Below are 13,614 nucleotides of genomic sequence, written 5' to 3'. Positions count from 1 at the left end.
CATTGAGTCCTGTTTCAATCGCTGCGGAACTCGCTCGGTCAGAACACCCCGCGTTCTCGCTTCGCTCAACCACGGTTGAATCGGAGGGCGAGTTAGCGCTTCAGGACTTTGGCCAGGGGGGTGGCGAGGAGCTGGACGAAGACGGCGTTGAAGGTGGCGGTGCCGAGCACGATGGCAACATAGGCGGCCATGGCCACGGCGAAGCTGCCGCCGACGGAGACGACGTTGATGTAGACGGACAGGGCGGCGAAGGTGAAGCCGGACACGCAGGTGGAGATGAAGGTGTTCACAAGGGGATTAGCGTCGAACGTGCCGCCGATCTTCAGGGGCACGCGGATGAGAAGGCCGCAGGCCACGGCGCCGAGCAGTTCGGAGGGGATGTTCAAAAGCGGCGTGGCGTTCAGCATGGGAATTTGGCAGACGAGGCCGGCGATGAGGCCGATGACGGCCGACTGGGCCAGGGTGGGACGGATGAGGATGATGGCGAGGCAGTAGGCGGCGATGATGAAGTTCGGCTTCATGCCGAAGGAGGCGAGCAGGCTGCCCACGGTGAGCTTCAGCACCGCGCCGGCGGCCAGGAGCACGGCCACGAGGATGAGATCCTGAATGGACAGGCCCTGTCGTGCCGTATCGGAGGCTTTCGCTCCGGCCGCGGGGGCTGCGGCAGCGGTGCGGGCACGGCCGGCCGGGGCGGTGGAGGCGCTGGTGCGCAGGGCGCCGGCAGGGGTCTCGGGGATCGTGGTCTCGGTGTCGGGGGTGAGGGTGCGCTCGGTCATGACGATCAGTCCTTTCTCGGCGGCGCGTACGGGGCCGCCTGTCACGCTCGCTTTTTCGCGAGCCTTCCAGTAGGTAGCAATTGCCCCGTATCCGACGCCTTCGAGAGTTTCCAGCCCCACCCCAAACAAAAAGGGATCTGTCCTTGGATTAAAGGACAGATCCCTTGATCTGCGGTGCCACCTTTAATTGATCCGCCGAAGCGAACCCTCTCGTGAACGGGCTATCACCCGCTCTGCCTTTAACGCAGGCTCACGGTCCAGATACTCAGTGACGCGGAGACAAACCGCGGCAACCTTTCCCCTTTCCCTCGGCGATCCATTTACCCTCTGGCGTTCTGCGGGAATCTCAGCTGCGCCCGCTCTCTGTGAGTGCCCGGAAGGCTTGATCTTCGCCTCATCGGTTTAGGTGTATTCAATTGCTGGCCCGTACTTTAGCACAAGAACCTGATCGCGCAACCCCACAATTTGGCAAACGCCGTGCAGTGCGGGAGGCGAGGGGGCCGGGGCGGGGCTGGTATGGGCTGCACGCTCCGGCCCGACCTACCCCAGGGAGAACAGTTTGCGCATTTCGGCGGCCAGCGGCTTGCGGGTAAGCAGTAGAAGAGCAGCCAGAAGCGCCACGGCGGCCGCGGCGGCGGTCCACGCCAGATAGGGCCAGGTGGTCAGGCCCGCGAGAGCCAAGCCGGCCGGCACGAGGCCGAGGACGAGCTCGTACAGCAGGTACTTCGCGTAGCCGCTCACGAAGGGGCCGCGGTAGGCGATGAGCAGCACGGCGTTGAAGCTCAGGCCGAGCAGGCAGAGTCCCGGCAGGGCGAAGGTGGTGACGAAGAGATTGCCCGTGGCGAGGAACCACAGGCCGCCCACGGCCAGAAGCACGAGGAAATACCGCTCCACCACCCGGATGAAATCGGGGGCGTGCACGATCATATTCCGTACGAACAGCCAGTTCAGGGCAATGGCGGCGCAGGGGAGGATCACGGTGGGCGCCCCGGCGCCCAAAGCCGCTCCGAGCAAGCCCGTGGCTGTCATGCACAGCACTGTCAGCAGGAGCATCACCGTGCGCGCCCCGCTGCTTTTCCGCATGAAGGTGTTCGGCGGGAACACCGAGGGCTCCGGCGCCTGCTTGCGCGCCCGGGTGCACGCCGGCGAGCGATGGAGGGCGGCGGTGTCGCGGCTGGCGTTCAAGTAGCCGGCGCATCCCGCGCTTTCCAGCACCTCCACGACCGCTCGGGCCACGCGCAGGCTTACGAAACGGCTGGACATGCCCAGGGACAGGTCGTCGCCATGGGTGCATACGATGAAGTTGAGGCCCGCCGTGGAGGTAAGGGCGCTGATGCCCCGCACGAAAGGGGCGGCGGTCTCGTCCATCGCCACGCGGCCCAGGCTGGATACGGTGGTGGTCACCTCCCGGGTCGTCTTCCACGCGGCCAAGCCCAGGATGGCGTCCTTGACGAACAGGGGCGCGGCGCGCAAGAGCGGGTTCTTCTCCAGCTTGATCATGGCCATCATGCGGCGCTTCAGGGCCGCCGGCTCGGTGCCGGCGGTCAGCTGGCGCTGTACTTCAGCGGCCACGGCCAGCAGGGGCTCGTCGGCGGTGCCGGGTGTGTAGGTGATGAAGGCGAGGCCGAAGAAGTTGCGCAGGGTGACGGAACCGAAGAGACTGCGCAGGTCGACGGGAACGTCCAGGTGGATGGCGCGGTGCCGATCGCGGGCCGTCATGGTGGAGCGCACGGCGCAGATGACCGCGGCGATGAGCAGGGATGTGACGCTGACGCCGGCCTCCTTGGCCCGACGGTGCACGGCACCGGCCGACAGGTGCAGTTCCAGGTACGTCGGCTCTCCGTCGGTCTTCCAGCCGTTGAGGTGGAAGACCCGCGGCTTGGCCGTGGCGCCCGCCAGGCTGCGGTCGTAGTTGGCCGAGAAGCTGTCCTCGGTCTTCTGGGGCTCGGTGCCGGCATAGGTGCAGGCCGGCCCGGGCGCGGCCCCGTAGCGCTCAGTGGCGTAAAAGCCCACAAGCGCTTTCAGGAACTCCAGGCCGCCGCGCCCGTCCGAGATCATGTGGGACACTTCCACGTTGATGCGGCGACGGTAGTACGTCACGCGGAAGAGCACGCTCTTGGGGCCCGTGTGCAGGCTGTAGCAGATGGGCAGATGCTCCGGCTCTACCATCGGACGCGCCCCCGAGGGCTCCAGGTAATGCCAGAATATGCCGCTGCGCAGGGACACGTTGAAGCCGGGGAACAGCGCCACCGCGGCGTCGAGGGCCCGCTGCAGAGCGGCCGGGTCCACCTCGTCGGCCATGGTGGCCGTCAGGCGGAAGATGGTCTGATCGGGGCTGCCGGCCTCGGCGGCGTAGAACTTCCCGACGTTGTCTAGTCGGTACCAAGCAGGGGAAGCCATGGCCGCTTGCCTTCGGTGGGGATGTCGTCGCCGTCGAGGAAGTGGGAGAGGAGGCGGTAGGTGTCGCGCACGAGCGAGAGCACCGACGGGTACAGGAAGTAGCCGTGCACGCCGTCGTGCATGCGGAAGCAGGCTACCTCGTTGCCCTCGGCATCGAGCCGGGCCGCGAAGGCCTCGCCCTCGTCGCGCAAGGGGTCGTACTCGGCAGTGATGACGAGCGTGCGGGGCATGGCGGCCAGCGACGTGGCGATGAGCGGGGCGAAGCGGGAATCGTGGAAGTCGTCGGGCGTGCGCAGGTACAGCTCGATGTAGTCGACGATGGCCTGACGGGTGAGGATATAGTCCTCGCCGTTCTCGCGCACCGAATCGAACAGGGTGGTCTCGGAGTGGTCGTTGTAGACGAGGGGATACAAGAGGATCTGGGTGCGGGGCGCGAAGTCGCCGCGCTCGCGGGCGAGCAGGCTCACCCCGGCGGTGAGGTTGCCGCCGGCCGAGTCGCCCATGAGCACGATGTGCTCGGGATCGGCATCGGGGATGATCTCGCCAGCGAACAGGGCCCGGGCCACGGCGTAGGAATCTTCCAGGGCTGTAGGGAAGCGGTGCTCGGGGCTGCGGCGGTAGTCCACGGCGATGACGCGCCGCTCCAGCTTCAGGGCCGTGCGCATGCAGGCATCGCTGTAGAACTCCACATCGCCGTTGGCCCAACCGCCGCCGTGGAGGTACAGGATGGTGCCGCGATGTTCCTCGTTCACGTGCAGGCCGCCCTTCAGAGAGAAGTCGATGTCGAGCGGCGTGAACACGCGCAGGGGAATCTCGTAGCCGTCGGGGGCGGCCACGGTGGTCTCGTCGATACGGCAGCGCGGATCGGCGATGGTCAGCTTGCCGGCGGCGTCTTCCACGCGGCGCTGCTCGGCGTAGGATTCGGTGACGTCGGGCTGCAGGCGCGTGATGGCCTTCACGACGGCCTGGACGACGGGGTTCATGGGCATGGGCGCTCCTTTGGTCGGGGCGGATAGACACTCGGCCGGGGGCCGGGCACGGTTGCGGTGGAGACCGCGGAACGGTTGCGGCGGGATTGCGGTTGCCGCTGGCCGGGTTCGCGGCGGGGTTGCAGGGCCACGGGATCGTAGCCGTTGACGGTGCGTTAACGATGAGGCCTATGCTAAGGGATGGGGCGAGCTTGTGCTGCCATCGTAGCGCGGTTGCCACGAATCTGTAACGCCGCACGGGAATTGTGCGCATCTTATGAAGATCGGGGCGGCGAGCCGAGGGCGGGGTGCGCGGGGCCGCTAGCATAGCTCCCCCACCTTGATGTCGGCGCTTCTCACGCCACCGACCTCTCAGGTTTCGCGAACGGGGCCTGCACGGGCCGCGCCGTTCGTTTCTCAGAAACTTGAATGAGGAAGGAGAGGGCCATGGATGCTGCCCACCAGAGCGTTCGCGGCGATGCCGACGTACCATTTCCTGATATCGAAACCGAAGAGAGGGCCCACCTAGCCGAGGTGATGGCCGCGGTGCGCGCCGCCGTGGCGCGGGCGAGTGGCTTGGCCGAGCGTACCGAGGCGAGCCACCGGGAGGCCGGCGCCCAGCTGGCCGAGGCCCGGGGCGAGCTCGCGCCGGAAGAGGCGCACCTGTCCGCCTTCGAGCTGAATCGCCTGGACGCCCAAGCCGCCCTCGCCCATCGCTCGCGGGGACGCCTGGAGAAGCTGCTGGCGTCCCCCTATTTCGCGCGGGTTGACTTTGCGGACGACGCGGGCGCGGATGGCGATGGAGCCGCAGACAGGGTCGCGTGCGCATCGGGCGTGGCATCTGAACGCACCTATATCGGGCGCTTCGCCTTCACCTGGGAAAACCAAGCGGTCGTCTCCGACTGGCGCAGCCCCGTGGCGGCCCTGTTCTATGATTTCGAGCCCGGGCCGGCCTTTTTCGATGCGCCGGCAGGGCGCCGTACGGGCACGCTTGTGGGCAAGCGGCAGATCTTCATCGAGGACGGGCAGCTGCGCTATGCTGCCGATTCCTCCTCCAGCGTGCGCGACGAGGTGCTGGCCCGCACCCTCGGCCGCGCCTCCGATGCGAAGATGCACGACATCGTGGCCTCTATCCAGCGGGAACAGAACGCGGTTATCCGCGACGAGGCGCCGGGCACCCTTATCATCCAGGGCGTGGCCGGTTCGGGCAAGACCTCCATCGCGCTGCATCGGGTGGCCTACCTGCTGTACCGCCAGAAGGAGCGCCTTTCCGCGCGGTCGGTGACCATTCTTTCGCCGAGCCGGGTGTTCTCCGACTACATCTCCGGCGTTCTGCCGGAGCTCGGCGAGGAGCCGGTGCGCGAATGGAGCCTGCACGAGGTGGCCTCCCTCGTGCTCGCGGGCACGGTGAAGGTGGCCCTGCCGCGCTCGGCGGCCGACGAGGCGGACCCGGCCCGCGCTGCCCGGGCCGCGGCCAAGGGCACCGAGGAATTCGCCGCCGCTCTTGTCGGCTGGCTCGCCGAGCAGCTAGGGGAGAAGCGGGGTGCCGGGGCCGGGACCCTGGCGGGGGAAGATGAGGCGGAAGTCGTGCCGGACGCTCCCGTGCGTGAGGAACCTGCGGATGCCCCCGCGCCTTTGAAGGCCGCGAGCACCCCCGTGCGCCGGGAACCCCCGGCCGCCCCTTCGATCTTCGAGGGGCGCGATCTTGCCGTCGGGGGAGATGTGGCCGAGGCGGCCTGGCTCAACGGCCGCTTCGCCGCCTACGCGCCCGTGCCCTTCGACGAGCGGCTCGACCTGATGGCGGGCGATGCCCTGGAACTGGCCCATGGTAAGACCTTCGGCCGCTACGCCCACGCCATGCCCACGCGCCGTGAGCTGAAGAGCCGGCTTGGGCGCATGATGCGGGCCCGGAACCCCCTGGCGCTGTACAAGTGCTTCCTGGCCGATACGGGCCAAAGCGCCCTGCTCAAGGCGCCGGCCAAGGGCGTCGTGGAATGGGAGGACGCCTTCCCGCTCGTGCTGTGCGCCCTGGCCTTCGGTGCCGGCGACGGGGTGGCCGCCTGCGCTGCCGTGCGCCATCTGGTCATCGATGAGATGCAGGACTTGACCCCGGTGCAGCATGAGGCCGTCGCCCGGCTATTCCGCTGTGACCGCACCATTCTGGGCGATGTGAACCAGCTGGTGGATGGCCGTGCCGTGGCCGCGCCCGAGACGGTGGCGGCCCACTACCCCGGGGCGCGGGTCGTGCGGCTCATGACGAGCTACCGGTCTACCTACGAGATCACGGCACTGGCGGCCCGCGTGCTGCCCGTGGCCGGCCTGACGGCGGTGGAGCGCCACGGTGCGCCGCCCTGCTTCGTGCGCTGCGGCGACACGGCCGGGGTGCTCGCGGCGGTCTTCGAGACCATCGAGCGTTGGCGCGACGGGGGCGGGCGCACTCTCGGCATCATCGCGAAGTCCGACTTCTTCGCCGCCCGCTATGCCGAGCTCATCGGCCGCGATTGCGCGCTTACGCTGCTCACCGACGAGACCGACACCTATCCCGGCGGCATCGTCGTCAGCTCCGTGCGCCTGGCCAAAGGCCTGGAGTTCGACGAGGCGGTGCTGCTGGACGCCGACGGCCGCCAGTACGCCACCGAGGCCGACCGCCACCTCCTGTATGTGGCCCTCACCCGCGCCATGCACGGACTGACCATCCTCTACCGCGACGAGCCAAGCCCGTTTTTCGGCGAAGTTCCAGCGGCATAGCGCCGATTTTCAACTCAGCCAAACTCATGCGCCTCGTGGCAAGTCGGCCGCAAAGGTTCGAGGAGGCCTCTACTGCCCGTGCTCTTTGCGGTAGCGGGCTAAGGCAGCATCGAAGCTGCCGACGGTGCGGCGATAGTGCAGGGTGTAGCCGGCGGTGACGGACGCCAAGGTGACCAGGTAGATGGAAACGAACGTGATCCAGGCCCCCGCGCTATCGATAGGAAACCAGCCGCCCGCAGCCGCACATAGAGCGAGCACGGGCAGGGCCGTGATGCCGAAGCCCGCGATGCGCGCCGGGTAGCTTACCCGCGCGAGCACGGCTCCAGTGAACCAGAATGCCTGCAAGGCGCACAGGGCGGCGCAGGCGCCCAGGAGCGAGAGGGTGATGACGATGCCCTCTACCGGGCCGGCGAAGGCAAGGCCGATAACGCACCATAGGGCCATGGCGGCGGTGAAAACCACGCAGGTGCGCGTGAGGGCGCCTTTGAGGAGCGTGTTCATGGGGGTTTCCTTTCTCGTGATACGACACTCAAGGGGTGCGACGGTGAAGCGGGGCGCCACGCCGGCCCTACAGGCCGAGCTTGCGCTTGATGGCTGGGGCGTACTGGCGCGAGGCGACGACGTGCTCGCCGTTGGCCAGGATCAGCTCCAGGCGGGCGTTCAGCTGGGGGCGCAGGCCGCGCACGGCGTCGAAGTTCACGAGCAGCGACTTCGACGCGCGGACGAACTCGGTGCCGGCCAGCTGGTCCTCCAGCTCGTAGAGGCGCAAGGGGCTCTCCAGCACGCGGTCGCCCTCGTAGAGGAAGGTGCGCCCGTCCACGGTCTCGGCGTAGAGCACGTCCGCGGCCTCCACGAGGAAGGTGCCGTGCCCGTCGGTTCCCATAAGGCGCCGGTCGGCGGCGTTCGCCGCGGCCATGATGGCCTGCACGCGCCGGTCGATGGCGGGGCAGCGGATGGTCACCTCCACCTCCTCTAGCTCGGGCCGCTCTTCCACCGTCAGCTTCACGGGGCCTCCTTTCGCTCTTCCGATGGCACCAGTGTGCCCCGAAAAAACAACAGGTGCAAGGGGCGCTAAGCCCACTTGCACCTGCGGAGCGCTATCCTGCAAAAACGGAAGATCAGTGATCGTTCATGTTGAAGGCGTTCTTCATGGTGACGGTACGCTGGTCGAGCACGGTGCCCAAAAGCGCCTGGGTCTGGGCCTGCACCGAGTCTATGAGGGCCTGGTTGGCGGCGGCCAGTTCCGCCTGCACCGTGGCGTCGTCCATGACGTCCAGGTTCACCTTGCCCTCCTTCGCCAGGGCCTTCAGCTTGGCATCGGTCTCGTGCAGCGACTGGTAGCCCTGGGCCATGGTGTTCAGGCGGTAGCCCTGGATGGGCTCGTAGCTCTCGAAGAACTGCGGGTCGGCGAGGCCGGCCACAAGGCGGTTGTTCCAGTAGAGGCTGTCGGTGGTGACCGCGGTGGGCGTGTCAAGGTAGGCCGGCATGGTCGTCACGTTCGCGTACATGGCCACAGCGGTGTTGAAGGGGCCGGATGCCGGTGCGAACCAGTGCACGCCGCGCAGGGCCACGGGCACGTTCGGGCGGATGCAGAGCACCGAGCACTCAGAGGTGCGGTCGATGCCCACGTAGCGGTACTGGTGGCGCGTCTCGGGCGTGCCCTTGGTGCCGTAGGGGTCGTACTCGGTGCCGTCGTAGGTGGTGGCGAGCAGGTCCTTCACATCGGAGGCGGACAGCTTCTTATCGGGGCGCAGGGCCCAGGGAATGTCCAGGCTCTCGGGGCCGAAGGCGGGCGCCGGGCCCTGGAAGCGGGGGTCGGAGGGGGTCAGGCGACGGCAGAGGTACCACTTGCGCGGGGCGTTGTAGAGCTGGTCGAGCCAGGTATACGTGGAAAACGCGATGCGGGCGTTGAAGTAGCGGGGCAGTCCCTCCACGGTCTCGCCCGTGTCCCCCTCGTGGGCCGGCATGTCCATCAGCAAATCGTGATCCTTGATCCACTGGGCCAGGTCGGCGCTGCACATGTAGTCATGCTGCTCGCCCAAGGCATCGGCCAGATCGAAGTGATCGATGCCCTGGCGGTTCGGCTGCACTACGTAGCAGTCGTCGGGTACGCGGCGGGCGATCCAATGGTGGCCGCCGATGTTCTCCCAGTACCACACGTCGTCGGCATCGCCGAAGGCCACGCCGTTGGTCTCGTAGGTGCCGTACTTCTCCACCAGCATGCCCAGCCGCTGCACGCCCTCCCGGGCGCTGTGGATGTAGGGCAGCGTGATGGTGGGCAGGTTCTCCTCGCCGATACCGCCGGGCACTTCGGGCCGGTAGTCGGCGTCGCCCGGCTTGCCTTGGGCCGGCTGGTACACCACGAGCGGGTCGGCGCCGAGCACCCGGGCGTTGGCGGAAATGGTCTCGGTGGCCGACATGGACACGTTCGCCGCATTGATGCCGGTCTCGGCCCACACGCCGTTTGAGGGATCGGCGTTCGGCGTGCAGGTGTAGCGCAGGGGGTTGTCGGGCAGCTCGATGGTGAGGTGGTTGGCCACGCCGGTGTAGGTGCGCGGCTGGTCTTCCGGCATCACCACGATGAGCTTCTTCGGATCGAACGAGAAATCCTCGCCGTCCTCGTTGCGGGCGACGATGGTGGAGCCATCATTGGTGGCGAGACGGCCGACGAGCAGCGATGTGCATGCCATAGTATCTCCTCGGTTGGGGGCTTTTGTTACTGCCCCCATGGTGTGCCCGCCGCGCCCGGGCCCGGCGGCTCGCGGGCAACTTGTTCGAAGACCGTTGCCAGATGGCTGCGCCGCTGACAGGGAAGAAGACGTGGGGAAGGGGCCGCGCGGGGCGGCCCCGGAATGCCGGGGGACGGGGAAGGGGTTCCGAAGCCGCTCGGGTTGCCGGGGCGCGGGTCCCTAGGCGCGCTCGGCCTCGGAGGCGAAGGGAATCGGATCGGGGTGGGCCGTTTCCTCGTCGAGGTACTTCAGGCTGTGGGCGTTAAGGGCCCACAGCGTGATGAGCATCCAGCAGCCGGCCAGGCCGAGGGCGGCGGCAGCCACGCCCACGCCCTCTACCACGAGCGAGGTGGCGAACACGGCCGCGGGGGCAGCGGCCAGGGTGAGCGAGTTCTGGGTCCCCAGGGCGCTTCCGCGCCTCTCGGCGGGAATGCGGTCGAAGATGAAGAAGCCGAGCAGGGCCGAGATGGGGCCGGCCGACAGGCCCAGGATGAGGGCGCTGGCGATGAGCAGCGGGAACGAGGGCAGAAGGCCCAGGCCCAGGATGCCCAAGGCCGTGCCGGCGAGCGACAGGACGTACCAGGTGCGGCGGCGCAGCTTGTGGGCGATGGCCGCATAGCCCAGCGAGCTGACGAGCATGCCGGCGGACATGGCCGACAGCACGTAGCCGAGCAGTTCCGGCGAGCCGGCGGCGGTGAAGTGCACGGGCAGCACGAGGCCCTGGAGCGAGCCCATCACCATGACCACGCCGAAGCTGATGATCATCGAGGAGCGCAGCAGGGTATCGCTGGCGAACAGCACGCGCACGCCGTCACGCAGGGCGTGCCACACGCCGGACATAAGGCCGCGCCGGGGCTGGCTGCTGACGGGAATGGCCGCGGCGGCCCCGGTGCCCGCGCCGTGCACGGCGCCGAGGGAACGGGGCAGCGTGAGGGTGACGAGGGCCGCGGCCAGCGACATGGCGGCGGTGAACCACAGGGCGTTCACGCTGCCCGCGAATCCCATGAGGAAGGCGGCCAGGGCCGGCCCCACGATGACCACGAGGGAATCGAGGGACTGGGTGAGGCCCATGAACTTCTGTAGGCTGCGATTGTCACGCTCGCACACGGCCGGCACGAGGGAGTCGCGGGCGGTCATGCCGGGAATGTCGCCGATGGCGCCCAGAAGGCCGAGGGCAACGAACCAGCCGAAGGACAGCCCCCAGATCATATCGACGATGGGCAGGAGGGCCACACTGGCCGCCGACAGGATGTCGGAGACGATGGACACGTTGCGGCGGTTGAAGCGGTCGGTGAGCGCTCCGCCGATGAGGCCGATGAGGAACTGGGGCACGGCGCAGATGAGCGCGAGGGTGCCGGCGGCCAGGGCGTCGCCGGTGGTGGCGAGCAGCACGAGCGGCAGGACGACGCCGGCCACGGAGTTGCCGAGCAGCGAGCATGCGCAGGACAGCAGGTAGCGCGGGGCGACGTTGCGGGGACGATGGGGCGGTCGGGGCACGCGGGCCACGGGAGCGGCGGGGGACATGCGGGGGCCTTTCTCGAAGGGACAGGTGCGTTCGAGAAGGAAGTAAAAACTATGACGCAACGTCGGGGTCAACCGCCCTCACGGCTCCCATGAAGGAGTTGTGAAGAGAGCGGGGCGGGGAGGGGTATGCCCCGCTCTCTTCCCGTTCCTACGCGGTGATGCCCAGCGCCTTCTGTTCCAACCGGGCAGACGAGCGGGAGGGCATCGGCAGCCTCTACGTGCTGCGGGGCGCGGCGGCGCTGTCGGCCTCAATGGCGGTGCCGGCTTGCTCTGTGCGCACGCGCTCGGCCATGATGGCCTCGATGCCCCGCTCGATGCGGTCGTAGACGTCCTGTTGGGCCGGGTTGTTCCCCTCGAAGGCGATTTCGTCCAGGAACCGCTCCCGGTCGGTGGAGGGGCGCAGCCAGTTGGCCGTGTCGAAGCAGGCGATGACGGGGGCCAGGGCCTCGAGGGACTCTTCGACCAGGGCGGCCCGCTCCGTCTCGGGGGCATCGGGCGCGAGGGCGCCCAGGCGCTCGTCGAGCTGTTCCAGGGCCTGCACCAGGTTCTTGTTGGCAATGCATTCGACGACGCGCTCCAGCTCGCCGAGCTCCTCGTCGTCGTAGAGGTGGCCGGCCACGATGAGGGCGGTGCGGTCGGCGGGACTCGCATCAGCGAGCGTGTCTACGCCTGGCAGCATGCGCAGAACGCGGGAGAAGCGCACGGGCAGGTCGGGATCGAGGTTCTCGGCACGCAACGCGGCGATGGTGCGGCGCTGCTCCTGCAAGCGCTCGATTTCCAGGGCCAGCTCGCGGTCGAGCTCTTCCAGGGCACTGAGCGGCGACGGCGCGGCATCGGTTGGGGCGTCGCCGGTGCCTGCATCCGCCTTCGGCGCGTCCATCTCCTCGAGGACGGCGCCGATGCGGGCCAAGGGGAAACCGAGCGAGGCGAGGCGCTTGATGCGCAGCACCCGGGCCACGTCGGCGGCGGTGTAGTCGCGGTAGCCGTTGTCCGACCGCGGCGGTTCTAGCAAAAGCCTCAGGCTGTGGTAGTGGCGCAGCGTGCGCACCGACACCCCGGCCAACTTCGCCACCTCGTTGCTCCGCATGATTCCTCCCTTCCGCAAGGCCCTATCTTAACGCGGTTTCCCCGTTCTGGGAAATCGGGCGGAATCGCCTTCTCTACCGAGGGCGGTAGGCGGCCAGGCGCCGGGGGCCGACGCCGAGCAGCACTGCGCCGGCGATAAGGGGGAAGGCGGCCATGAGCAGGTACATGCCGCCGTAGCCCAGCGGCCCTGCGACCATGCCGGCGATGAGCGATCCCAGGGCCATGCCGCCGTTCAGGCCGAACAGGTAGGTGGACGTGGCCACGCCGCGCCGGGCCGGGGGCACCGCGCCCACGGCCATGGTCTGGAAGACGCCCATGGAGGTGCCGAACCCGAGGCCCGCGAAGGCCCCGGCCACGCAGAAGACCGTCAGGCTGTGGGCTCCGGCCACCATCACCATGGTGACGACGACGCTCGCGGCGGCCAAGATGCCCGGGGCGAAGAAGCCCACGCGATCGATGGCCTTGCCGATGAGGGGGCGCGTCACGAGGTTGACCAGGGCGTACACGATGAAGTAGAGCGAGATGCCCTCCACGCCCCGATCCTGCCCGTGCAGCACGATGAAGGTGCTGATGGGGGTGAAGGCGACGTTCATGAGGAAGATGAGGACGCTCGGTACGAGGGCGCGTCGCTCGAACAGGGCATCGAGGGAGAACCGTCCCTTCCGGCCCGGCTGCGCCGAGGGCGTGTCGTCGGATTCGGCGGCCTTTCCGCTGTCGGCGCGGGCCTTCGCCTCGGCGAAGGGCACGGGCGGCTTCTGCAGCGCCGCGGGGTTCCTGAAGCGGGCCGGCAGGGCGAAGGCGAGGGCCGCGCCGGCGCAGGCGATGGACACGGCGATCATGGTCTCGATGCCCGCCTGCTCCAGCAGCACGATGGAGAGGGCCGGCGCGATGGCGGCGCTGATGGAGGTGGTGAGCGAGAAATAGCCCATGCCCTCGGCGAAGCGCCGGGGCGGAATGACGTCGGCGGCAATGGTAGAGGTGGCCGTGGAGCTGAGGCCCCAGCCGAGGCCCTGGATGAAGCGCAGGCCGAGAATGGCCGGCACGATGGGGACGATGGGGAATAGGGCCACGGAGCCGAGGGTGACGATAACGCCGGCCAGAAGGATGCCCTTGCGGCCGAAGCGGTCCACCATTAGCCCCGTGAACGGGCGTGTGACGAGGGCCGAGGCCGTGGTGAGTGTCGTGACGAGCCCCACCTGGAAGGGGGAGCCGCCCAGCATGGACACGAAGACGGGCATGCCGGTGTTCGTCATGTTGAAGGCCATGAAGGTGGCGAGGTTCACAAGGGACACGAGCACGAATGCGGGGGTCCACAGACGCGACGGCACAACGGCGGTGCTTTTCAGATCGGCGGGGGTTCTGCTCACAGGGGCTCCTCGGTAG

Annotated in this window: 10 protein-coding genes; 1 reads left to right on the top strand and 9 read right to left on the bottom strand. The window is 68.2% G+C overall.

The window, feature by feature from the left end; translation table 11 throughout:
• Positions 1–92: 92 nt before the first annotated feature.
• The 3 genes from ACTOXK_RS06000 to ACTOXK_RS05990 all read right to left on the bottom strand — a co-directional run bounded on the left by ACTOXK_RS06000 (position 93) and on the right by ACTOXK_RS05990 (position 4,165).
• Positions 93–776: a tryptophan transporter gene (locus ACTOXK_RS06000; protein ID WP_482279515.1), complete on the bottom strand. Its 684-nt coding sequence runs from the start codon at positions 774–776 to the stop codon at positions 93–95.
• A gap of 540 nt (positions 777–1,316) precedes the next feature.
• A complete protein-coding gene (locus tag ACTOXK_RS05995) occupies positions 1,317–3,176 on the bottom strand; it encodes a DUF6320 domain-containing protein (protein ID WP_482276767.1) in 1,860 nt (619 codons plus the stop codon).
• Complete coding sequence (locus tag ACTOXK_RS05990; protein WP_482276766.1) at positions 3,149–4,165, bottom strand: alpha/beta hydrolase; 1,017 nt, start codon at positions 4,163–4,165, stop codon at positions 3,149–3,151. The genes ACTOXK_RS05995 and ACTOXK_RS05990 overlap by 28 nt, the downstream gene beginning before the upstream one ends.
• A 426-nt stretch (positions 4,166–4,591) precedes the next feature.
• On the opposite strand from ACTOXK_RS05990, the gene ACTOXK_RS05985 reads away from it, so the two are divergent.
• A complete protein-coding gene (locus ACTOXK_RS05985; protein WP_482276765.1) occupies positions 4,592–6,892 on the top strand; it encodes a HelD family protein in 2,301 nt (766 codons plus the stop codon).
• A 69-nt stretch (positions 6,893–6,961) separates the two neighbouring features.
• On the opposite strand, the gene ACTOXK_RS05980 is transcribed toward ACTOXK_RS05985, so the two are convergent.
• The 6 genes from ACTOXK_RS05980 to ACTOXK_RS05955 all read right to left on the bottom strand — a co-directional run bounded on the left by ACTOXK_RS05980 (position 6,962) and on the right by ACTOXK_RS05955 (position 13,598).
• Positions 6,962–7,393 (bottom strand): hypothetical protein, encoded by a 432-nt coding sequence (locus tag ACTOXK_RS05980; RefSeq protein WP_482276764.1) that lies wholly within the window; start codon positions 7,391–7,393, stop codon positions 6,962–6,964.
• A 67-nt stretch (positions 7,394–7,460) separates the two neighbouring features.
• On the bottom strand, positions 7,461–7,898 hold the full coding sequence (locus ACTOXK_RS05975) for a LytTR family DNA-binding domain-containing protein (protein ID WP_482276763.1): 438 nt from the start codon (positions 7,896–7,898) through the stop codon (positions 7,461–7,463).
• 112 nt (positions 7,899–8,010) lie between these two features.
• Positions 8,011–9,582, bottom strand: coding sequence for a C69 family dipeptidase (locus tag ACTOXK_RS05970; RefSeq protein WP_482276762.1), 1,572 nt, complete (start codon positions 9,580–9,582; stop codon positions 8,011–8,013).
• A 219-nt stretch (positions 9,583–9,801) separates the two neighbouring features.
• Positions 9,802–11,145: an MFS transporter gene (locus ACTOXK_RS05965; RefSeq protein ID WP_482276761.1), complete on the bottom strand. Its 1,344-nt coding sequence runs from the start codon at positions 11,143–11,145 to the stop codon at positions 9,802–9,804.
• A 214-nt stretch (positions 11,146–11,359) separates the two neighbouring features.
• Positions 11,360–12,232 (bottom strand): MerR family transcriptional regulator, encoded by an 873-nt coding sequence (locus tag ACTOXK_RS05960; RefSeq protein ID WP_482276760.1) that lies wholly within the window; start codon positions 12,230–12,232, stop codon positions 11,360–11,362.
• Positions 12,233–12,305: 73 nt separating this feature from the next.
• Positions 12,306–13,598: an MFS transporter gene (locus ACTOXK_RS05955; RefSeq protein ID WP_482276759.1), complete on the bottom strand. Its 1,293-nt coding sequence runs from the start codon at positions 13,596–13,598 to the stop codon at positions 12,306–12,308.
• Positions 13,599–13,614: the final 16 nt, after the last annotated feature.

This window comes from Adlercreutzia sp. (genome assembly GCF_056795635.1).
This window is presented reverse-complemented; position numbering and strand designations above follow the sequence as displayed.

Coding starts and splice junctions, on each gene's coding strand:
- ACTOXK_RS05990 (WP_482276766.1), bottom strand. CDS start 4,165: ATGCCCATGAACCCCGTCGTCCAGGCCGTCGTGAAGGCCATCACGCGC.
- ACTOXK_RS05965 (WP_482276761.1), bottom strand. CDS start 11,145: ATGTCCCCCGCCGCTCCCGTGGCCCGCGTGCCCCGACCGCCCCATCGT.
- ACTOXK_RS05970 (WP_482276762.1), bottom strand. CDS start 9,582: ATGGCATGCACATCGCTGCTCGTCGGCCGTCTCGCCACCAATGATGGC.
- ACTOXK_RS05985 (WP_482276765.1), top strand. CDS start 4,592: ATGGATGCTGCCCACCAGAGCGTTCGCGGCGATGCCGACGTACCATTT.
- ACTOXK_RS06000 (WP_482279515.1), bottom strand. CDS start 776: ATGACCGAGCGCACCCTCACCCCCGACACCGAGACCACGATCCCCGAG.
- ACTOXK_RS05995 (WP_482276767.1), bottom strand. CDS start 3,176: ATGGCTTCCCCTGCTTGGTACCGACTAGACAACGTCGGGAAGTTCTAC.
- ACTOXK_RS05960 (WP_482276760.1), bottom strand. CDS start 12,232: ATGCGGAGCAACGAGGTGGCGAAGTTGGCCGGGGTGTCGGTGCGCACG.
- ACTOXK_RS05980 (WP_482276764.1), bottom strand. CDS start 7,393: ATGAACACGCTCCTCAAAGGCGCCCTCACGCGCACCTGCGTGGTTTTC.